The following is a 19,109-nucleotide window of genomic DNA, read 5'->3' as shown; positions in this document are numbered from 1 at the left end:
GCCCCATGACCGACACCGCCGCCCAAACCACCCTTGACGACGCCCCCGACGACCTTGTCTCCGCCTTCCAGATCGAGGGCCTGCCCGTGCGCGGCCGGGCCGTGCGCCTGGGCGCGGCGGTCGACGAGGTGCTGACCCGCCACGACTATCCCGAGCCCGTCGCCAACCTGCTGGGCGAGGCCTGCGCCCTGGCGGCCCTGGTCGGCTCCAGCCTGAAGTTCGAGGGCCGGCTGATCGTCCAGGCCCAGGGCGACGGCCCGGTGCGCTATGTGGTGGTCGACTACGACACCAGCGGCGGCCTGCGCGGCTACTGCCGGTTCGATCCCGACGAGGTGGCCGCCGTCTCCGAAGGCTTCGCGCGGCCCGGGGCCAAGACCCTGCTGGGCGGCGGCACCTTCGTGATGACCGTCGACCAGGGCCCGGACATGGACCGCTACCAAGGCATCACCCCGATCGAGGGCGAGACCCTGGCCCTGTGCGCCGAGCAGTATTTCGCCCAGTCCGAGCAGACCCCGACGCGGGTGCGCCTGGCGGTCGGCCAGGCCGACGTGGGCGACGGCCCCAAGTGGCGGGCCGGCGGCATCCTGATCCAGGCCATCGCCGGCGACGAGAGCCGCGGCGGGACGAAGGAGGCCTGGACCCACGTCCAGGCCCTGTTCGAGACCACCGGCGAGGACGAGCTGATCGATCCCACGGTGCCGACCACCACCCTGCTGTGGCGGCTGTTCAACGAGGACGGCGTGCGCCTGCTCGAGGAAAAGCCGCTGCGCGCCTTCTGCCGCTGCTCGGAAGACCGCATCGGCGCGGTGCTGGGCTCGTTCACAGCGCAGGAAGTGGCCGAGATGGTCGAGCCCGACGGCAAGATCCACGTGACCTGCGAGTACTGCTCGCGGGTCTATGCGCTGGCGCCGACGACGGCCGCCGGCTAGCTGTACTCCACGACGAAGGTCCCGCTGGCGTTCTGGATCACCGTCGCGGTGGTCTGGGGCTTGCCCGTGAAATCGACCGCGATCGAGCCCGAAATCTCCGTCACGTCGATCACCTGGCCGGGAACGGAAGCATAGTCGGTCACGAAGACCTGGTTGCCCGGCGTGAAGGTGAAGACGGTGTTCGGCTGGGCCGAGATCGTCGCCACGGGGACCGGGATGGGCGAGGCCGCCGCCTTGGCCCAGCCGAACACGAAGCCGCTGGCGGGCGTGAAGTCCGCTCCCGCGACGATCGAAAAGCTGCCAGGGGGGACCTGGCCCTGAGTGACGGGGCCAAAACCCGTCGGCGCCGATCCCGCGAAAGGAACCTGATCCGACTTGGACAGGTCGACCAGGGCCACGCCGCCGCTGCTCACCACCGTGCCCGGCGCGAGCGTGTCGCTGGTTCCCCAATAGGCGTAGACGCTGTCGTCATAGATGACGCTGTCGAAACCGCCCGTGGTGATGCTGTTGAACGTGACCCAGGCGTTCGCGAAAACAGGCGTCCCGCCGCTCTGCGGCGGCTGCATGAACAGCACATAGCTCTTGGCGACGCCGCTCTGGTTGAAGACCTGGATCGTGTAGGTTGTCACGGCGGCGCTCCCTGGCGTTGGTTGTAACGACAGGGTTCAACAATTTCCGGATGAGCGCAATGCCATGCTGACGCTTGCCGGCGTCAATTCACCCGTCGCGCCGCCCCGGGCAGGTGCAGCGAGAATTCCGGGATCGCCGCGTCGAACACCTCGCCGGCCTCGGTCATCATCTGGAAATGGCCGACCATGGCGCCGGACGGGGTGGGCAGGGGGCAGCTGCTGACATAGCGGAACGCCTCGCGGGGCCGCAGCTCCGGCTGCTCGCCGACCACGCCCGAACCCTCGACCTCGGCGGACCGGTTTAGGCCGTCGGTGATCGTCCACGACCGCGCGACCAGCTGTACGGTCTCGACGCCGTGGTTCTCGATCTCGACCGTATAGGCCCACATCCACAGGCCTTCGTCGGGCGCGGAGTCCTCGGCCTGGTAGACCGGCGAGACGCGCACGACGATGTCGCGGGTGCGCGCCTCGTAGATGCCCGCGTCGGCGCCGCGACGACGACGGATCCGCTTCAACGGCGGAGAGGTTTCACGCCTGATCGAGCGCACGGATCACGTCTCGGGTCAGGTCCGACAGGCTTTCCAGGCCGACCGACAGCCGCACGCCGCCCTCGACCACGCCCAGCGACGGGCGCATCTCCTCGGGCACCGAGCGGTGGGTGGTGGTCGGCGGGTGGGTGGCCATCGACTTGGCGTCGCCCAGATTGTTGGAGATGTCGACGATCTCCAGGGCGTTGAGGAACTTGAACGCCGCCTCGCGCGAGCCCAGGTCCAGGGCCAGCACCGTGCCGCCGCCGGTCATCTGGGACTTGGCGACGTTGTGGCCCGGATGGTCGTGGCGGAAGGGGTAGAGCACCGACTTGACCGCCTTGTGCCCGGCCACCACGTCGGCCAGGGCCGCGGCGGTGTCGTTCTGACGGCGCACGCGCAGGTCCAAAGTCTCCAGGCCCTTGACCAGTACCCAGGCGTTGAACGGCGACAGCGACGGGCCGGTGTGGCGCAGCGGGTCGCGGTAGAACTCCTCGTTGATCGCCTCGCTGGTCAGGATGGCCCCGCCCAGCACCCGGCCCTGGCCGTCGATGTGCTTGGTGGCGGAATAGACCACGATGTCGGCGCCCAGCTTCAGCGGCTGCTGGAAGATCGGGGTGGCGAAGACGTTGTCGACGATGACCTTGGCCCCGACCGCGTGGGCCATCTCGGAGACCGCACGGATGTCGGTGATTTCCAGCACCGGGTTGGACGGGGTTTCGATCAGCACGGCCTTGGTGTTCGGGCGGATCGCCGCCTCCCAGGCCTTGGGATCGGTGGCGTCGACGAAGGTGGTCTCGACGCCGAAGCGCGGCAGCCACTCGGCGATCAGCCAGCGGCACGAGCCGAACAGGGCGCGGCCCGCCACCACGTGGTCGCCGGCCCGGACCAGGCCCATCAGCGCGGCGTGGATCGAGGCCATGCCGGTCGCCTGGGCGCGGCACACCTCGGCGCCTTCCAGCAGGGCCAGGCGGTCCTCGAACATCTTCACGGTCGGATTGTTGAACCGCGAATAGACGAAGCCGGGGTCTTCGCCGGAAAACCGGCGGTCGGCGCCCTCGGCGCTGTCATAGGTGAAGCCCTGGGTCAGGTAGAGGGCCTCGGCCGTCTCCATGTACTGCGAGCGCGCCAGACCGCCACGGATCAGCTTGGTGGCGATATCCCAGTCCTTCGGATCCTCGGCCATGGCGGTCTCTTCCTCGTCTACGCAGAAACGGCCGGCATAAGGGGTTTCGCGAGGCCAAGGGTCAAGGCGGACAAGTCCGATTTCAACATTAGAATTGTCACATGCGAACAAGCGGCGGCCGGATGGACCGCGAGCCTTGCCTTCATGGCGCGGTTTAGCGAGTGTCGCCCCGATGACCGACGCCCATGCCGCGGGGATTCTGCCCTGCCAATCCATCGAGGACCTGATCGCGCAAGAGGCGATCACCTCTCAGACCCCGTTCGACACCGACCAGGTGCAGCCGGCCAGCCTGGACCTGCGCCTGGGCGCGCGGTGCTGGCGGGTGCGCGCCTCGTTCCTGCCCGGCGTCGCCCGCCGCGTGCCCGAGCGCCTGAAGGACGTGGCCATGCACGAGTTGGACCTGACCAAGGGCGCGGTGCTGGAGAAGGGCTGCGTCTACATCGCCGAGATCCAGGAGCGCCTGAGCCTCCCCGGCAACGTGGCGGCCCGCGGCAATCCCAAGAGCTCGACGGGACGGGTCGACGTCTTCGTCCGTCTGCTCAGCGATCACAGCAAGGCGTTCGACGACATCGAGTCCGGCTATGAGGGACCGCTCTATATCGAGATCGCGCCGCAGACCTTCTCGGTGCTGGTGCGGACCGGCACACGGCTGAACCAGCTGCGCCTGAAGCGTGGCGAGCCGGTCAAGCTGGCGATCAAGAGCGTCGGGGTCGACCTGACGCCGGGCGAGGGCGGCATCGTCGGCTTCCGCGGCCGGCGTCACGCCGGGGTCGTCGACCTGGACCGCGAGGACGGCCACGATCCGCGCGACTTCTGGGAGCCCCTGGAGACCCGCCACGGCGAGCTGCTGCTGGATCCGGGCGAGTTCTACATCCTGGCCTCGAAGGACGATGTCGAGATCCCGGTGCTGGAGGCGGCCGAGATGACCCCGATCGATCCGTCGGTCGGCGAGTTCCGGGTGCACTACGCCGGCTTCTTCGATCCCGGCTTCGGCACCGAGGAGGCCGGAGCCGTCGGGTCCAAGGGCGTGCTGGAGGTGCGCAGCCACGAGACGCCGTTCCTGCTGGAGGACGGCCAGATCGTCGCCCGCCTGGTCTACGAGCCGCTGACCGCGCGGCCCGTGCGCCTGTACGGCGAGGGCGGGTCCCACTACCAGCGCCAGGGGCTGAAGCTGTCCAAGCACTTCAAGGCGTGGCGTTAGGCCGCAACGCGCGGCGCTTCCACGGTTAACTGGCGGCTCTGTACCCTGGGCGCCTGTTGAGTCCAGGCGTCGGGGGACGTGGTGTCGGTGTTTCGTTTCCGCAAAAGGCTGGTCGCCGCCTGCGTCCTGGCTAGCGCCCTGGCCGGGGGCGCGGCCCACGCCGCGCCGGCCATGTGGGAAGTGCGCGACCACGACACGACGATCTATCTGTTCGGCGCGATGCACGTCCTGCAGCCGAACGTGAAGTGGCGCACCCGCGCCTTCGACCGCGCCTACGCCCGGGCCGACAAGGTCTGGTTCGAGACCCGCGCCGACGCCGACCCGGCCGAGGTCCGGGCCCTGGTCGACCGCTACGGCATCGACGCCGACCGTTCCCTGACCGAGAAGCTGCCGCCGCGCACGGTGGCGAGCCTGAGAGCGGCGCTGGAACGGGACGGCGGATCGCTGGACCAGGTCGACCGTCTGCGGCCCTGGGCGGCGGCGATGATGCTGTCGGTCCTGCCCATGACCCAGCAGGGCGCCTCGGTCGCGGCCGGCGCCGACGCCGCGGTCACCCGCCAGGCGCGCGCCGCCGAAAAGCCGATCGCCACCTTCGAGACGGTGGAGCAGCAGATCCGGCTGTTCGCCAGCCTGCCCGAGGCGGTCGAGGTGCAGTACCTGGACGACGTGGCGTCCGAGACCCTGTCGCCGCCGCGCCACGGCGTGGCCTTGCAGTCGGCCTGGCTGCACGGCGACATGGACAGGCTGGGACCGCTGGTGGTCGACGTGATGAAGCGCGACCGCCCGGCGCTGTACGACGCCCTGCTCAAGCGCCGTAACGAAGCCTGGGCCTGGGCCCTGACGGCGGAAATGGCCAGGCCCGGCGTCGAGCTGGTTGCGGTCGGCGCCCTGCACATGGCGGGCGAGGACGGCCTGCCGGCCCTGATGACCGCGCGCGGGTTCCAGGTGCGGCGGGTGCAGTAGGTTCCTTCTCCCCTTGCGGACGAAGCGGCCTCGCGGAGCCAGGTCGGATGTTGGAGCGATGAACCTGTCCGCAAATGTCTTGTCCGCTGCGTAACCGCCGTGCGACCCCTCATCCGTCAGCTTCGCTGACACCTTCTCCCGCAAGGGGAGAAGGAAAGGGGGGCGCCGATGATGACTGTCGATCCAGGCTGGCTGGCCGGCTTCCTGCGGGAGGAGGGGCTTCCCGAGGGTTTCGCCGCCGAAGTCGAGCGGCTGCACGCGCCGCTGGCCGACCGGATCGCGGCGGTGGCGATGGGGCCGGCCTTCGTGGTCGGGATCTGCGGGCCGCAGGGCTCGGGCAAGACGACGACCGTGCGGGTGGTGGCCGCCCTGCTGGCGGCGCGGGGGCTGAAGGTGGCGACCCTGTCGCTGGACGACCTCTACCTGCCGCGCGCCGACCGTGAGGCCCTGGCTCGCGAGGTCCATCCGCTGCTGCGCACGCGCGGCGTCCCGGGGACGCACGACGTCGCCCTGGGCGTGGCCGTGCTGGACAGCCTGGCCGGGGAAGGCGAAACCGCCCTGCCGCGCTTCGACAAGGCCGCCGACGACCGCGCGCCGGTCGAGGCGTGGCCGGTGGTCGCCGGGTCCGTCGACATCGTGCTGTTCGAAGGCTGGTGCGTCGGGGCGCGTCCGGAGCCGCTCCAGGCCCTGGCCGCGCCGGTCAACGCCCTGGAGCGTGAGCGGGATCCGGATGACGTCTGGCGGGCCCATGTCAACGCCGCCCTGGCCGGACCCTATCGCGCCCTGTTCGCCCGCCTGGACCTGCTGGTGCTGTTCACGGCGCCCGACTTCGAGACCGTGCTGGCCTGGCGGCGGGAGCAGGAGGCCAAGCTCCGGGACCGGCTGGCGGCGACGGGGCGGAGCGGGGCCATGACCGACGACGAGATCGCCCTCTTCGTCCAGCACTACGAACGCCTGACCCGTCACATCGCCCGTGAGATGCCCGCTCGAGCCGACATCGTGGTGGCGCTGGACAAGGACCGCCGTTCATCCATTCTCTGATCGGCCATTCGGTCGCGCGGCACGGCGTCGCACCAGATGTGGTGTGCCCCCATTTCCGCTTCCACCAGTGCTAGTTTGCCTTTGTCGGCGAAACGACTCACCGAGTCGCTGGCGGTGGAGCTTCCTTGGCCATGAACGCACTCTTCGGCGGGACCTATTCGACCCATGCCCGGCGGGTGGCGATCTGGAACCGCGCCGCCCCGATCCCGGGCTGCGACAAGGCGGTCTGGCGCTGCGACGACCAAGGCCGGATCATCCGCTGGGCCGACTATGAGGACCCTTTCTCGCGCTACGGCTGGACGATCCTGCGCGCGCGCGGCGAGAACCGCCTGGCCCAGACCCTGGGCCTGTCCGCCGCTCGGCCCGTTCATGTCAGCCACGCCGAGCGCTTCGACACGGCGCCCCAGCGCAAGGCGGCCTGAAGCCGCGACCTGTCGGCCGACCTTGATCTTTTGACAAGCTCACTTGACATGGTCGCGGCGATAGAAGACAAGTGTCCTTGTCAAAAAGACAGGGAGCCAAGACATGGCGTCGGAGCGCGGCGATCACCTCGCCCTCAAGAAATTCATGCTGATCGCCGGCTTCATCGGCGGGATGCTGTTGTCGGTGCGCGTCGGCGCCTTGGGCGGGATCTGGTCGTTCGTCGGCGGCCTGGGCACGGTCGCCGCCTCGCTGGCCTTCGCCTACGGCGCCAACCGCCTGTTCCGGCGCGAGCCCCTGCGCCCGCCCATGCGCCGCTACCTGCTACGGTTCGGCATCTCGATGTCGGCCTATGTGGTGCTGTTGATCGGCGCGATGATGCTGCATCGCCACGGCCTGACCCAGGGGCCGCTGGGCTATCTGATCGCCCTGGCGCCGGCCGCGGCCATCCTGGGGACGATCGCCAGCATGGGGTTCTACCTGGCCGAGGAGACCGACGAGTTCCATCGCGAGGTGCTGATCCAGAGCCTGCTGTGGGGCATGGCCGTGACCCTGGGCGCGGCCAGCGTCTGGGGCTTCCTGGAGACCTTCGGCAAGGCGCCGCACGCGCCCGCCTGGGCGGTGGTTCCGGTCTTCGCCGTGGCCATGGGCCTGTCCCAGCCGTTCATCGCCCGGCGGTACCGCTGATGAAGAACCGCCTCAAGGTCCTGCGGGCCGAGCGCGACTGGAGCCAGGCCGACCTGGCCGAGCGCCTGGAGGTCTCGCGCCAGACGATCAACGCCCTGGAGACCGGCAAGTACGATCCCAGCCTGCCGCTGGCCTTCAAGATCGCCCGGCTGTTCGGCCTGCCGATCGAGGCCATCTTCCAGGACGAAGCCTGACCTGGGGCGGCCGGCGTGACGCCGGCCGCCAGACGCCCCACCCAATCCATCCATCCCATTCATCGGCGCGACGCCGAAGCCTTCCGTGCGTCCGCAATCCAAGGAGTCCAACCTCATGACCTGCCGCCGGCCTTCGTTTCATCCGATGATCATCCTGCTGGCGATCCTGGCCGCCGTGGGGGTGTTCGGCGGGGCGCACGCCGCGCCCACGGCCGTCCCTTCGGCCGCCGCGCCGCGCTTCACCGTCGAGGTGACCGGGCAGGGGCCCGACGTGATCCTGATCCCCGGCCTGGCCTCCTCGGCCGCGGTCTGGGACGACACCGTCAAGCAGCTGCAGGGCCGTTACCGCCTGCACGTGGTCCAGGTGGCCGGTTTCGCCGGCGCGCCGGCCGGCGCCAACGCCGAAGGACCGGTGATCCAGCCGACGGTCGACGCCCTGGACGGCTACATCCGGTCGGCCAGGCTGAAGTCGCCGGCCGTGATCGGCCACTCCATGGGCGGGCTGATGGGCCTGATGCTGGCCCGCCAGCATCCCGAGGACGTCGGCCGGCTGATGGTCGTCGACAGCCTGCCGTTCTACGCCATGGTCTTCTCGCCCGCCGCCACCGTCGAGGCCATCAGGCCCCAGGCCGCCGCCATGCGCGATCGCACGGTCAACGCCACGCCAGAGGCCTGGACCGCCATGGAGACCGCGATGATGGCCCGCCTGGTCAAGTCGCCCGGGGGGCTGAAGGCCGCCACGGCCGCGACCATCGCTTCGGACCGCTCGGTGGTGGGCCGCGCCCTCTATGACGACCTGACCACCGACCTGCGCGGCGAGCTGGCCGCGATCAAGACCCCCATGACCATGCTCTATCCGTGGGACCCGGCCATCGCGCCGCAGGCGGCGTTCGAACAGCTCTATACCGGCGCCTACGCCCCGATGACCCAGGCCAAGGTCAAGCGCATCGACGGCTCGTACCACTTCATCATGCTGGACCAGCCGGCGGCCTTCGCCTTCGAGGTCGAAAGCTTCCTGAAATAGAGACGGCTTGCCGGTGGCGGTCCGGAGCGGAACAGTGGCGGCATGATGATTCTGCTCGGATCCGTCCGCCGCTTCGCCCTTTCCTTCGTTGCGCCCGCCCTCGTCGCCGTGCTGGCGATGGGGGCGAGCTCCGTCCGGGCCGAGCCGGCCCTGTGGGCGATCAAGGACAAGGACTCCACGATCTACCTGTTCGGCACGGTCCATGTGCTCAAGCCGAGCACCCAGTGGCGCTCGCCCAAGATCGCCAAGGCCTTCCAGGACGCCGACGACGTGGTCATGGAGATCGAGCAGCCGGAGGACCCGGCGGCGACGCAAGCCCTGATGCTGAAATATGGCGTCGACCGGGCCGCGCCCCTGTCGGGCAAGCTCAAGCCGGAGCGCTACGCCAAGCTGCAGGCCGCCGCCCAGGGCATGGGCTTCCCGCCCCAGGCCCTGGAGCCCATGCGCCCCTGGCTGGCGGCCCTGACCGTGTCGCTGACCCCGCTGCTGAAGGCCGGCTACGATCCCGAGAGCGGCGTCGAGAAGCTGCTGACCGCCCAGGCCAAGGCGGCGGGCAAGCCGATCTCGGCCTTCGAGACCATGGAGCAGCAGGTCCGCTTTTTCGCCGACATGACGCCGGCCCAGGAGACCGAGCTGCTGGACTCCACCCTGGACGAGATCGACGACGGCCCGGCCAAGATCGACGCCCTGGTCGCCGCCTGGGCGGCCGGCGACCAGGGCGAGCTGAAGCGCCAGATGGTCGACGAGATGCAGGACGACTATCCCGACCTCTACAGGCTGCTGCTGGTCAACCGGAACCAGGACTGGGCCAGGCAGCTGAAGACCAAGCTGGCCGGCTCGGGCGTCAGCTTCGTCGCCGTCGGGGCGGGGCACCTGACCGGACCCGACAGCCTGCAGGCCCAGCTGGCCAAGCTGGGGATCAAGACGGAGCGGGTGGAGTAGGGCGAGCGGCGGCCGTCGCCTCAGGCGCCGTGCACGAAGCCCTCCAGCACCGTCGCCAGGGCCTTGGGTTTTCCGAAAAAGCGATGCGAAAACAAAAACCTAGAGCAAATCGTGCGATTCCTATATCGCGCGATTTGCTCTAGGACTTCGCCTCGCGCAGATAGATCGACCGTTTCGGCGTCGACATCACCCGGTGCAGCATCGGCTCGAAGGCCTCCAGCGGCATCGAGGCGTAGGCCGGGTCGAAGGCTTCCTGGTCGTAGATGTGGCAGAACTGGGCGGTGTATTCGAAGCTGGGGTGGCCGCGGAACTGGTCGCGCATGTCGCGATCCAGGCCCAGGTGGTGGAAGAAATAGTAGCCCTGGAAGATGGCGTGGTGGGCCACCATCCAGTGGTTCTCCTCGGAAACGAAGGGCTGCAGGATCGCCGCGGCGATATCGGCGTGATTGCGCGGACCCAGGATGTCGCCGATGTCGTGCAGCAGGGCGCAGACCACGTATTCCTCGTCGCGGCCGTCCTGGAAGGCGCGGGTGGCGGTCTGCAGGCTGTGGTCCAGCCGGTCGATGGCGAAGCCGCCGCAGTCGCCCTGCAGCAGCTTCAAGTGCGAGACCAGGCGCTTGGGCAGGTCGCGGCCGAACGCGACCGAGGCGTCGGCGATGATCGCCCAGTCCTGCGGCGTGCCGTCGACCATGGCGTGGAACTTGGCCCGGTCGTGGGCGCGTTCGTGCTCTCCCGGATGCTGGTGGCCATCGGCCATGGGTGTCCTCCCGAACATCTGTTTGACCGGATCGTGCGCCGCTCGCCGGACGTCGTCAACGCGCCGCCCAAAGAAGCCATTGAGAAGACGGCGCGAACCGGCTAGACGGGCTCAGCGCTTGGACGGCGCGGCTTGCCCATTCGTCCAATGCGGGCGTAGTTCAGAGGTAGAACGTCAGCTTCCCAAGCTGAATGTCGTGGGTTCGATTCCCATCGCCCGCTCCAGATCCTTCGATGAAGCCAACGACGTTCGCCGCACCGTGCGGGCGGGCGGGGCCATGCTTGCGCCGACCCGGCGAAACTTGATATCTGGCGCCCTGAAGCGACGGGGCGGGCTTGTTGGTCCGCCCCGTCGTCGCTATTTCGCGCTCTTGCTTTTCCCAGACAGACGAGACCACGCCCGTGGCGAAACCGGCCAAAGCCATCATCCTCAGCGCCGGCCAGGGCAAGCGCCTGTCGCCGCTGACAGACACCCGCCCCAAGTGCTTGGTCGAGCTTTCGGGCCGCACGGTGCTGCATTGGCAGCTCAAGCACCTGGCCGAGGCGGGGATCACCGAGGCGGTGGTGGTGACCGGCTTCGCCGCCGACACGGTCGAGAAGGAAGTCGCGGGGCTCGACATTCCGGGCCTGACGGTCCGCACCCTGTTCAACCCGTTCTACGCCCTGACCGACAACCTCGCCACCTGCTGGCTGGCGCGGGGCGAGATGCGCGGCGACTTCCTGCTGCTGAACGGCGACACCCTGTTCGAGGCGCCGATCGCCGAGCGCCTGATCGGCGCGCCGCCGGCCCCGATCACCGTCACCATCGACCGCAAGGCCGCCGGCTACGACGCCGACGACATGAAGGTGCTGACCGAGGGGCTTTCGCTGCGCGCCATCGGCAAGACCATCGACCAGTACGACGCCGAGTCGATCGGCTTCCTGCGCTTCGACCCCGAGGGCGCGGCCCTGTTCACCCGCATCGTCGAGCAGGCCCTGCGCACGCCCGAAGGCCTCAAGCGCTGGTACCTCAGCGTCATCAACCAGATCGCCCAGGAGCACGATGTGGTCCAGGTCCAGTCGATCGAGGGCCTGCAGTGGGCCGAGATGGACTTCCCCGAGGACCTGCCGAAGAACCGCGAACTGGCGGCCGCCTGGGTGGCGGCGGGCGAGTAGGGCTTCAATCCTCTTCCCTGCGAGGAAGGCTCCGGCGCTGCTGACGCCTCGCGGTCGACTGCCGACAATCTGACCATTCGACCCGCAAGCGGCGCTGTCACGGCGCTGTCATGCAACATGCCTATAGGCCGCAGGCCCGCGAAGAAGTAAGCGGGGTCTTACAAGTGCTGGCGGACTCAACGACCGGCGCTTTGATTCTCTCGTGTCGGTCCGATTTTCCAACCACGGATGGGGTGGGTTCAATGTCTCGTTTCAATGCTCGTAAAGGCGCGCTCCTGCTGGGCGCCGGTCTCACCGCCCTGTCGTTCGCGACCGCGGCCCTCGCCCAGGAGGCGTCCTCGACCGCCCTCGACGAGATCGTCGTGACGGCCGAGCGCCGTTCGGAAAATCTGCAGAAGGTGCCGGTCTCGGTGGCCGTGGTCGGCGGCGACCAGCTGCGCGCCGTCACCGCCGACGGCAGCGACATCCTCTCGCTGTCGGGCAAGGTGCCCAGCTTCTACGCCGAGAGCACCACGGGCCGGATCTTCCCGCGCTTCTACATCCGCGGCCTGGGCAACATCGACTTCTACCTTGGCGCCTCGCAGCCGGTGTCGATCATCCAGGACGATGTCGTGCTGGAGCACGTGGTGCTGAAGTCCAACCCGGTGTTCGACGTCAAGCAGGTGGAAGTGCTGCGCGGCCCGCAGGGCTCGCTGTTCGGCCGCAACACCACCGCCGGCATCGTCAAGTTCGACACCAACAAGCCGACCCAGACCCTGGAAGGCCGCGCCAGCGCCTCCTACGGCACCTACGGCACGACCACCTTCGACGGCGGCATCGGCGGCCCGATCGTCGCCGACAAGCTGGCCTTCCGCGTCTCGGCGCTCTACCAGCACCGCGACGACTATGTCGACAACACCTTCGCCGGGACCAGCGCCGACGGCACCGTCACCCCGAAGAAGAACGCCATGGGCGGCTTCGACGAGAAGGACGTGCGGGTCCAGCTGCTGGCCACCCCGACCGAACAGCTGACCGTCCTGGCCTCGGCCCACGCCCGCAACTACGAAGGCACCTCGACCCTGTTCCTGCGCGGCGCGCTGAAGAAGGGCTCCAACAGCTCGACCGCCCCGCGCGACAGCGTCGCCTTCGACGAGGCCAACAACAATCCGCAGGCCTACGACACACAAGGCGCGTCGCTGAACATCGCCTACGACTTCGGTCCGGTGACCCTGACCTCGATCAGCGCCTATGAGACCACCAGCGGCTACAGCCGCGGCGACACCGACGGCGGCGCGGCGGCCAACTTCCCGGTCGCCGGCGTTCCCAACGGCTTTGGCCAGTCGATGGGCCAGGTCCGCGACCTCGACCAGCTGACCCAGGAAATCCGCCTGGCCAGCAACGGCGACGACCGCCTGAAGTGGCAGATCGGCGCGCTGTACTTCGACTCGCGCGACACCACCGACTTCTTCCAGCGCGCCTATTTCCTCACCACCGCCGCCCGCAACCCCAACAACTGGGTCGAGTTGCACAACCTCAACACCTCGTGGGCGGTGTTCGGCCAGGTCAGCTACAAGCTGACCGACGCCCTGACGGTGACCGGCGGCCTGCGCGACACCTACGACGCCAAGAAGACGGTGCTGGCCAAGACGGCCAACACCGTCGCCAACGTCTCCACCTATACCGGCCGCCGCTACGTGCGCCTGTCGGACGAGCAGGTCAGCTGGGACCTGTCGGCCAACTACGAGGTCAATCCCGATCTGAACCTCTACGCCCGCGTGGCCAAGGGCTTCCGCGGCCCGACCATCCAGGGCCGTTCGGCGGTGTTCAACAGCGACTTCACGACCGCCAATTCCGAAACGATCCTGTCGTGGGAAGCCGGCTTCAAGAGCACGCTGCTGGACAACACCCTGCGCCTGAACGCCTCGGCCTTTACCTACGAGGTCAAGGACATCCAGCTGAACGGCAACGACTCCAACGGCAACGGCGTGCTGTTCAACGCCGACAAGGCCAAGGCCTACGGCCTGGAAGCCGACGCCGAATGGCGTCCGATCCAGAACCTGACCCTGACGGCCGGCGTCAGCCTGCTGCACAGCGAGATCCAGGACAAGCGCGTCTACGCCCAGGTCTGCTCGCTCAACAGCGTGATGGTCTGCACCGTGAAGAGCCCGACCAAGGCGATCGTCGGTCCGTTCGCCACCAACTACTTCACCCAGATCGACGGCAACCCGCTGCCCAACGCGCCGAAGTACAACCTCAGCTTCACGGGTCGCTACGACGTGCCGGTGGGCGCCGACGGCAAGCTGTTCGTCGCCACCGACTGGAACGTGCAGGGCTATACGAACTTCGTGCTCTACAAGACCGACGAGTTCTACTCGAAGGGCAACTTCGAGGGCGGGCTGAAGCTCGGCTACGAGGGCGGAAACGGCGCCTACGAGGTGGCCCTGTTCGGCCGCAACATCACCAACGAGAAGAACCTCAAGGGCGTCATCGAGAACTACATGGCCGCCGTCTACAATGAGCCGCGCATCGTGGGCGTCTCGGTCAGCGCCAAGCTGAAGTAGTCTTCGGCGACTTCGTCGAACCTCCTGAAACCCCGTCGCCGGCTTCGGCGGCGGGGTTTTTCGCGTCCGCGAGCCAGAAGTCTCTCTGAGTTGTGAGAAACGAAAGTTTCTATCGATGATTGCGTTGAAGGCCGAGTTCATTCAGGTTCTTGCCTGGACGCTCCTCGTGGATGGCTCAGTATCGCGTCGGAAAGTCGCGACGTCGGCGTCCTGCTCGAAAAACAGATGTCTTCATCGACACAACGAGAGGGAGCGACCTATGTCACTGAGAGTCCACGGCCTGCCCTTGGGCCAAACCCGCGACCAGGCCCCCAACGGGGCCACCGCCGACGGCTGGGCCACCCGGCTGGCCAAGCTCATCCCCGCCGAGGCCCTGGGCGTCTACGGCGCGGCCGTCGGCCTCCTGCCGGGCTTGGAGGGAAAGGACACGATACGGCTGATCATTCTGATCGTGATCACCGTGGCCTGTCTGGCCATCCTGATCGCCGTGCGCGTCAAGAGCACCGCCCAGAACGCCGACGGCCCCCAGATCGTGGGCATCATCATCTCGTGTGTGGCGTTCCTGATCTGGACCGCGACACTGGGCCCGACGAGCTCTCCGTTCCCGATCCCGAAGGACTTCGGGTTCATCGTCTCGCTCGCAGGAATGCTCTACGTCGCCTTGGTGGGGGTGTTCTATCGCGGCGACACCACCCAGTAGGCCGGCGCCGCGTCGCGAGGGGCCTCAACCCTCGACGATCGACCGCACCAGGTCCAGGTCGGCCGGCTTGTCGACGTCCACCGCCGCCAGGCCGTGCCGGGCCCGGACCGCCGCAGCCTTGACCCCGGCCAGGCGGCCGATCCGCGCCACCATCTCGTCCAGGGTCATCCGGCCCAGCAGATAGCGGACCAGCATGACCGGGCCGAACAGGGCCGCGATCTTCCACGGTCGCTTGCGGTGCTTTTCGACCGTGCGCCACAGGTCGATGGCCCGCAGGCTGGCCGGGGTCCTCAGGTAGAACAGGTTGCAGCCCGAATAGCGGCCGTCGCGGAACGCCAGGTAGGTGCGCTTGGTGGTCGGGGCGGCGGCCTGGACCAGGGCCTCCTCGCCCAGCAGGATGGCGATGTCGGCGTCGGCCGGGGTGTCGGCCATGAAATCGGTCACCCAGTCGGCCTGGAGCAGGGCGTGGTCGACAGTGGTGACCAGCAGCGGCGTGCCCATGGCCTGGGCGCCGTCGTGGACGCTCTGGCTGGGGCCGGCGGCCGAGGGCAGGCGCGACACCGCCGCGCGGGTGGTCTGGTCGGCCAGGGCCGCCTCCAGGGCCGCGTCGTTGGTCGAGACGCCGATGCGCTCGGCCCCGGCCTGGTCGAGCGCGCCCAGCACCCGGGCCAGCAGCGTCCGGCCGCCCAGGACGATCAGGCCCTTCTGGCTGACGCCGGCATAGTCGGCGACAGGATCGACCCCGCCGCGCGAGCCGGCCAGCACCAGGGCCTGGAACGGGGCCGCCACGGCGCTAGATCGCCTTCTCGTAGATCCGGTAGGTCTTGTAGATCTCCGCGCCCATGGCCTCGGAGATCCGGCGCATCGGCGTATTGTCCTCAAGAATCCACGAGAACTCGAACTTGTCGTAACCCAGGGCGATGCCGGCGTCGCGGCCGGCGTTCATCAGGTGGAACGGCACGACCTGGCCGCGCAGGCTGTCGGCGAACTTGCGCTTGAGGCCCATCAGCGGGATGCGGATCGACTTGACCCGCTTGACCTTCAGCCGCCACAGCAGCTTGGCCCAGCCGAACGGCAGCAGCTTGCCGTTCAGGCCCTCGATCGCCTCGTTGACGTTGGGCAGCAGCACGATGAAGCCGGCCGGCTCGCCGTCGATCTCGGCGAACAGGGTCAGGCGCTTGTCGATTACGTCCTTCAGCGCCTTGCCCAGCTGGGCGGTCTCGGCCTCGGTGGTGGGCACGAAGCCCCAGTTGCCGGACCAGGCGTCGTTGAGGATCTCGGTCAGGGCTTTGACCTCGTCGTCGTAGCGGCTCATGTCCAGCTGGCGCAGGGTCACGCCCTCGGGCAGGCCGCGCTTGACGCGGCGCACCACCACGGCCGGCAGAGCGGCGCGGGGATCGCAGACATAGGCGTAGACGTCCTTGGCCTTGACGTAGCCCTGCTCCTCGACCCGCGCGGCCGTGTAGCGGGGGTCGTGGCCCATCATCACCATCGGCTTGGTGTCGAAGCCGTCGACCAGCAGGCCGACCTCCTCGTTGATCGACAGGTTGAACGGACCCAGGGCCCGGTCGCAGCCGCGGGCCTTCAGCCAGTCCTCGGCGGTGCGGAACAGCAGGCTGAAGATCGCCGGGTCGTCCTCGGCGGCGATCATGCCGAAATTGCCGGTCTTGCCGGTCCCGACCTCGGTGGCCAGGTGGTCGATCTGGGCGCTGATCCGGCCCACGTCGCGACCGCCGCGGACAGCCAACCACATCTGCACGTCGGCATGCTGGAAGAACGGGTTGGTCTTGGGCGTCAGGGCCGCCATCCGCTCGTACATCAGCGGTGTGACCCAGTTGGGGTCCTTGGCGTTGAGGCGGTTGGCCAGGTCGATGAACCGCCTCAGCTCGGCCTTGGAGCTGACCGGGACGATGGTGAGGTCGGAATCGGTGGTGTCGAACGGCATTCAGCCCTCCAGGACGACGAGTGCGTAGATCGCGAGGGCCGCGAAGATGGTCGGGCCGCCCCAGACGGCCAGGGCGGGCGACAGCGAGCCGCCTTCGCCCAGCGCCGACAGCAGGCCGTTGACGACCAGGAAGACCAGGCCGGCCGCCAGGCCGCCGGTCAGCAGCACCGCGCCCTGTCCGCTGCGGAAATTGGCGAGGGCGACGGGGGCGCTGAGCAGCAGCATCACCAGCGAGGCGAACGGTCCGGCGAAGGCGGCCAGCAAGCGGGTCTCGTAGAAGCTGCTGGGACGGTCGCCGCCGCCGCTCAGCAGGGCCCGGCGGGCCGTGGCGGCGGTCGGCACCGGACTGTCGGCGAACAGGGCCTGGACGTCCTGCCGATGCAGGGGCGAGGGCCAGCTCATCCGGGCGGCGGGCGTGACGTTCACCTGCTCGCCGTTGAACCGGACGATCACGGGATTGACCAGGGTCCAGCCGCTGGCCCGAGCATAGGTGGCCGACGGCGCCTCGATGCGTTCGATCAGCCGGCCGACCTTGTCGCGCCGATAGACCTTGACCGCCTTCAGCGTCGCCCCGTCAGCCGAAGCCCCGGCGGCGATCACCAGGTCGTCGCCGGCCCGGAAGCTGCGGGGGCCGGGAACCTTGCGGTCGGCGACCGGGGTGGTGGCCTGCCACCAGTCGGCCAGCACCGGATCGGTGCGCGGGGCGATCAGCTGGGCGCAGCCGAAGTCGACCGCCATGACCAGCAGGGCCACGGGCAGGGCCATGCCGACGATCCGATAGGCCGAGATGCCGGTGGCGCGCATGGCGATGATCGCGCTCTCGCGCGCCAGCTGCGAAAAGGCGAACAGCCCGCCGGCCAGGGTGGCGATCGGGGCGACCTGCTCGATCAGCCGCGGCGAGCGCAGGGCGGCGTAGTACAGCACCCCGGCCGTTCCCAGGCCGCGGTCCAGGATGTCGGTGGTCACTTCCAGCAGGTCGAGGATCTGCAGGATCGAGAACAGGATCAGGGCCGCGCCGAGCACGCGCGTGCCGACCGTGCGCAGGACATAGAGCTGGATCTTCATGCGTCGGCCTGCTCGAACTTGTCCCGGAACATCCGCCGGAAGCGCTTGATGCCGCCGCCGAAGCTCTGGATCAGGTCGGTGACGGGCGTCTGCCCGGGCCGCTTGCGGCTGCCGACGAACATCCAGACGCTGAGGCTGGTGAAGATCAGCCACGGAAGGCCGATCGCCGCCAGCGGCATGGCCTTGCCCGACTCGGCCAGGCTCTGGCCCAGCTGCAGGCTGTGCTGGAAGGCCAGCAGCAGCACGCCGGCGATGATCAGGCCAGGGGTGCGGTTGCCGCGCTTGGCGGCCAGACCCAGCGGGAAGGCCAGCAGTGGCAGGAACGGCAGAAACGCCGCCCGGGCCAGGCGTCCGTAGAGCTCGGCCAGCAGGGTGGGGCGCGGCACGACGGGATTAGGGCTCTCGGCCTGTCGGGCCAGCTCGCCCAGGGTCAGCTCGCGCTCGTCGCCGCCGCGGTCGCGCAGCAGGGCGGCCGCGCCGGCCAGAGGGACGTTGGTGGTGAACTGGTCGAACACCAGGATGCGGTATTCGCCGCGGACGTCCAGGCCGATCCGCTGGCCGCGGCGCAGCAGCATGGTGACGTTCTTGCCGTCAGGGGCCGAGCGCAGGTCGGCGGTGGCGGCGGTGATCACCTCCTCGCGCCCGGCGGCGTCCATCCGGCGGATGAACACCCGCGTCAGCTGCTGGCCCGCGGGGTCGGCGCCGTCGGCGGTCATCAGCAGCTTGGGCTGGTCGATGAAGGAGCCGCCGTTCAGCTTGCCGTTCCAGCCGGCGTTGATCGCCTCGTGCATCACCGCCCGATAGGCGTAGCGGCTGTAGGGCTGCATGTAGCCGAAGACGATCAGGCTGAAGACCATCAGGAACAGGCCGACATAGACGAACGGCGCGGCGATGCGGGTGAGCGACTGGCCGCTGGCCAGCAGGGCGTCGATCTCCGAGCCGTCGCTGAGCTTGGTGATGACGATGAACAGCGCCACGAAGAACGCCACCGGCAGGGCCAGGCCCAGATAATGCGGCACCAGGTTGGCGGCCAGTTCGGTGACGTAGCCGAAGCGGGCGCTGCTTTGCGACAGCACGTCCAGCAGGCGCAGGACCCGCTCCAGCAGGAGGGCGATCACCGTCACCCCCAGGCAGCCGACGATCGGCCACACCAGCATGCGCAGCAGATAGGCGTCGATCAGCCGGAAGCGCGAGGTGCCGTGCGG

20 protein-coding genes and 1 tRNA gene are annotated in these 19,109 nt (G+C 68.7%); 13 read left to right on the top strand and 8 right to left on the bottom strand.

What is annotated here, in order from left to right; translation table 11 throughout:
* Positions 1-5: 5 nt before the first annotated feature.
* Positions 6-929 carry an Hsp33 family molecular chaperone gene (locus tag EV278_RS15740; RefSeq protein ID WP_132093377.1) on the top strand — a complete coding sequence of 308 codons (924 nt, stop codon included), beginning with the start codon at positions 6-8 and terminating at the stop codon, positions 927-929.
* On the opposite strand, the gene EV278_RS15735 is transcribed toward EV278_RS15740, so the two are convergent.
* From EV278_RS15735 to metZ, 3 genes are all read right to left on the bottom strand, one after another.
* Positions 926-1,558, bottom strand: a complete 633-nt coding sequence (locus EV278_RS15735; protein WP_132093374.1) for a hypothetical protein — start codon at positions 1,556-1,558, stop codon at positions 926-928. The genes EV278_RS15740 and EV278_RS15735 overlap by 4 nt on opposite strands.
* Positions 1,559-1,641: 83 nt before the next feature.
* The gene (gene apaG, locus EV278_RS15730) at positions 1,642-2,106 is read right to left on the bottom strand and encodes a Co2+/Mg2+ efflux protein ApaG (protein WP_132093371.1); all 465 of its coding nucleotides are present in this window, start codon (positions 2,104-2,106) and stop codon (positions 1,642-1,644) included.
* On the bottom strand, positions 2,087-3,271 hold the full coding sequence (gene metZ, locus EV278_RS15725) for an O-succinylhomoserine sulfhydrylase (RefSeq protein WP_132093368.1): 1,185 nt from the start codon (positions 3,269-3,271) through the stop codon (positions 2,087-2,089). The genes apaG and metZ overlap by 20 nt, the downstream gene beginning before the upstream one ends.
* A gap of 172 nt (positions 3,272-3,443) precedes the next feature.
* Here metZ and EV278_RS15720 point away from each other — a divergent pair, with 172 nt between their 5' ends.
* The 8 genes from EV278_RS15720 to EV278_RS15685 all read left to right on the top strand — a co-directional run bounded on the left by EV278_RS15720 (position 3,444) and on the right by EV278_RS15685 (position 9,743).
* Positions 3,444-4,472 (top strand): 2'-deoxycytidine 5'-triphosphate deaminase, encoded by a 1,029-nt coding sequence (locus EV278_RS15720; protein WP_132093365.1) that lies wholly within the window; start codon positions 3,444-3,446, stop codon positions 4,470-4,472.
* A gap of 81 nt (positions 4,473-4,553) precedes the next feature.
* A complete protein-coding gene (locus EV278_RS15715; RefSeq protein WP_243692210.1) occupies positions 4,554-5,435 on the top strand; it encodes a TraB/GumN family protein in 882 nt (293 codons plus the stop codon).
* 168 nt (positions 5,436-5,603) lie between these two features.
* Positions 5,604-6,476 (top strand): kinase, encoded by an 873-nt coding sequence (locus EV278_RS15710; protein ID WP_132093359.1) that lies wholly within the window; start codon positions 5,604-5,606, stop codon positions 6,474-6,476.
* A 131-nt stretch (positions 6,477-6,607) separates the two neighbouring features.
* A complete protein-coding gene (locus tag EV278_RS15705) occupies positions 6,608-6,898 on the top strand; it encodes a hypothetical protein (protein ID WP_132093357.1) in 291 nt (96 codons plus the stop codon).
* Between the two features lie 103 nt (positions 6,899-7,001).
* Positions 7,002-7,583: a hypothetical protein gene (locus EV278_RS15700; protein ID WP_132093354.1), complete on the top strand. Its 582-nt coding sequence runs from the start codon at positions 7,002-7,004 to the stop codon at positions 7,581-7,583.
* Complete coding sequence (locus tag EV278_RS15695; RefSeq protein WP_132093351.1) at positions 7,583-7,777, top strand: helix-turn-helix transcriptional regulator; 195 nt, start codon at positions 7,583-7,585, stop codon at positions 7,775-7,777. Before EV278_RS15700 ends, EV278_RS15695 begins: the two co-directional genes overlap by 1 nt.
* A gap of 115 nt (positions 7,778-7,892) precedes the next feature.
* Positions 7,893-8,801, top strand: coding sequence for an alpha/beta hydrolase (locus EV278_RS15690; RefSeq protein ID WP_132093348.1), 909 nt, complete (start codon positions 7,893-7,895; stop codon positions 8,799-8,801).
* A 42-nt stretch (positions 8,802-8,843) separates the two neighbouring features.
* Positions 8,844-9,743, top strand: coding sequence for a TraB/GumN family protein (locus EV278_RS15685; protein ID WP_132093345.1), 900 nt, complete (start codon positions 8,844-8,846; stop codon positions 9,741-9,743).
* 139 nt (positions 9,744-9,882) lie between these two features.
* On the opposite strand, the gene EV278_RS15680 is transcribed toward EV278_RS15685, so the two are convergent.
* The gene (locus EV278_RS15680) at positions 9,883-10,500 is read right to left on the bottom strand and encodes an HD domain-containing protein (RefSeq protein WP_132093342.1); all 618 of its coding nucleotides are present in this window, start codon (positions 10,498-10,500) and stop codon (positions 9,883-9,885) included.
* 149 nt (positions 10,501-10,649) lie between these two features.
* Between EV278_RS15680 and EV278_RS15675 the strand changes: the two genes are divergently transcribed.
* From EV278_RS15675 to EV278_RS15660, 4 genes are all read left to right on the top strand, one after another.
* Positions 10,650-10,724, top strand: a tRNA-Gly gene (locus EV278_RS15675).
* Positions 10,725-10,901: 177 nt separating this feature from the next.
* Positions 10,902-11,654, top strand: coding sequence for a sugar phosphate nucleotidyltransferase (locus tag EV278_RS15670; RefSeq protein WP_132093339.1), 753 nt, complete (start codon positions 10,902-10,904; stop codon positions 11,652-11,654).
* 242 nt (positions 11,655-11,896) lie between these two features.
* The gene (locus EV278_RS15665; RefSeq protein WP_132093336.1) at positions 11,897-14,194 is read left to right on the top strand and encodes a TonB-dependent receptor; all 2,298 of its coding nucleotides are present in this window, start codon (positions 11,897-11,899) and stop codon (positions 14,192-14,194) included.
* A gap of 259 nt (positions 14,195-14,453) precedes the next feature.
* Positions 14,454-14,894, top strand: a complete 441-nt coding sequence (locus tag EV278_RS15660) for a hypothetical protein (RefSeq protein ID WP_132093333.1) — start codon at positions 14,454-14,456, stop codon at positions 14,892-14,894.
* A 24-nt stretch (positions 14,895-14,918) separates the two neighbouring features.
* Here the strand turns inward: EV278_RS15660 and EV278_RS15655 are convergent, their stop codons facing one another.
* The 4 genes from EV278_RS15655 to EV278_RS15640 are packed head-to-tail and all read right to left on the bottom strand — an operon-like array spanning position 14,919 to position 19,061.
* On the bottom strand, positions 14,919-15,683 hold the full coding sequence (locus tag EV278_RS15655; RefSeq protein WP_132093330.1) for an NTP transferase domain-containing protein: 765 nt from the start codon (positions 15,681-15,683) through the stop codon (positions 14,919-14,921).
* 4 nt (positions 15,684-15,687) lie between these two features.
* Positions 15,688-16,839, bottom strand: coding sequence for a dATP pyrophosphohydrolase (locus tag EV278_RS15650; RefSeq protein ID WP_132093327.1), 1,152 nt, complete (start codon positions 16,837-16,839; stop codon positions 15,688-15,690).
* Positions 16,840-17,904 (bottom strand): LptF/LptG family permease, encoded by a 1,065-nt coding sequence (locus tag EV278_RS15645; RefSeq protein ID WP_132093324.1) that lies wholly within the window; start codon positions 17,902-17,904, stop codon positions 16,840-16,842. It abuts the gene before it with no gap.
* The gene (locus EV278_RS15640; RefSeq protein WP_243692217.1) at positions 17,901-19,061 is read right to left on the bottom strand and encodes an LptF/LptG family permease; all 1,161 of its coding nucleotides are present in this window, start codon (positions 19,059-19,061) and stop codon (positions 17,901-17,903) included. Before EV278_RS15640 ends, EV278_RS15645 begins: the two co-directional genes overlap by 4 nt.
* Positions 19,062-19,109: the final 48 nt, after the last annotated feature.

It is taken from the genome of Caulobacter sp. BK020 (assembly GCF_004342605.1).
Lineage (GTDB): Bacteria > Pseudomonadota > Alphaproteobacteria > Caulobacterales > Caulobacteraceae > Caulobacter.
The sequence above is the reverse complement of the archived record's forward strand: the minus strand, read 5'-3'. Positions and strand labels throughout refer to the sequence as shown.

Bases quoted from the DNA above. Each gene is read 5' to 3' on its own strand.
- EV278_RS15680 (WP_132093342.1), bottom strand. From the start codon at position 10,500: ATGGCCGATGGCCACCAGCATCCGGGAGAGCACGAACGCGCCCACGAC.
- EV278_RS15695 (WP_132093351.1), top strand. From the start codon at position 7,583: ATGAAGAACCGCCTCAAGGTCCTGCGGGCCGAGCGCGACTGGAGCCAG.
- metZ (WP_132093368.1), bottom strand. From the start codon at position 3,271: ATGGCCGAGGATCCGAAGGACTGGGATATCGCCACCAAGCTGATCCGT.
- EV278_RS15685 (WP_132093345.1), top strand. From the start codon at position 8,844: ATGATGATTCTGCTCGGATCCGTCCGCCGCTTCGCCCTTTCCTTCGTT.
- EV278_RS15700 (WP_132093354.1), top strand. From the start codon at position 7,002: ATGGCGTCGGAGCGCGGCGATCACCTCGCCCTCAAGAAATTCATGCTG.
- EV278_RS15645 (WP_132093324.1), bottom strand. From the start codon at position 17,904: ATGAAGATCCAGCTCTATGTCCTGCGCACGGTCGGCACGCGCGTGCTC.
- EV278_RS15640 (WP_243692217.1), bottom strand. From the start codon at position 19,061: ATGCTGGTGTGGCCGATCGTCGGCTGCCTGGGGGTGACGGTGATCGCC.
- EV278_RS15705 (WP_132093357.1), top strand. From the start codon at position 6,608: ATGAACGCACTCTTCGGCGGGACCTATTCGACCCATGCCCGGCGGGTG.
- EV278_RS15690 (WP_132093348.1), top strand. From the start codon at position 7,893: ATGACCTGCCGCCGGCCTTCGTTTCATCCGATGATCATCCTGCTGGCG.
- EV278_RS15660 (WP_132093333.1), top strand. From the start codon at position 14,454: ATGTCACTGAGAGTCCACGGCCTGCCCTTGGGCCAAACCCGCGACCAG.
- EV278_RS15665 (WP_132093336.1), top strand. From the start codon at position 11,897: ATGTCTCGTTTCAATGCTCGTAAAGGCGCGCTCCTGCTGGGCGCCGGT.
- EV278_RS15710 (WP_132093359.1), top strand. From the start codon at position 5,604: ATGATGACTGTCGATCCAGGCTGGCTGGCCGGCTTCCTGCGGGAGGAG.
- EV278_RS15720 (WP_132093365.1), top strand. From the start codon at position 3,444: ATGACCGACGCCCATGCCGCGGGGATTCTGCCCTGCCAATCCATCGAG.
- EV278_RS15650 (WP_132093327.1), bottom strand. From the start codon at position 16,839: ATGCCGTTCGACACCACCGATTCCGACCTCACCATCGTCCCGGTCAGC.
- EV278_RS15740 (WP_132093377.1), top strand. From the start codon at position 6: ATGACCGACACCGCCGCCCAAACCACCCTTGACGACGCCCCCGACGAC.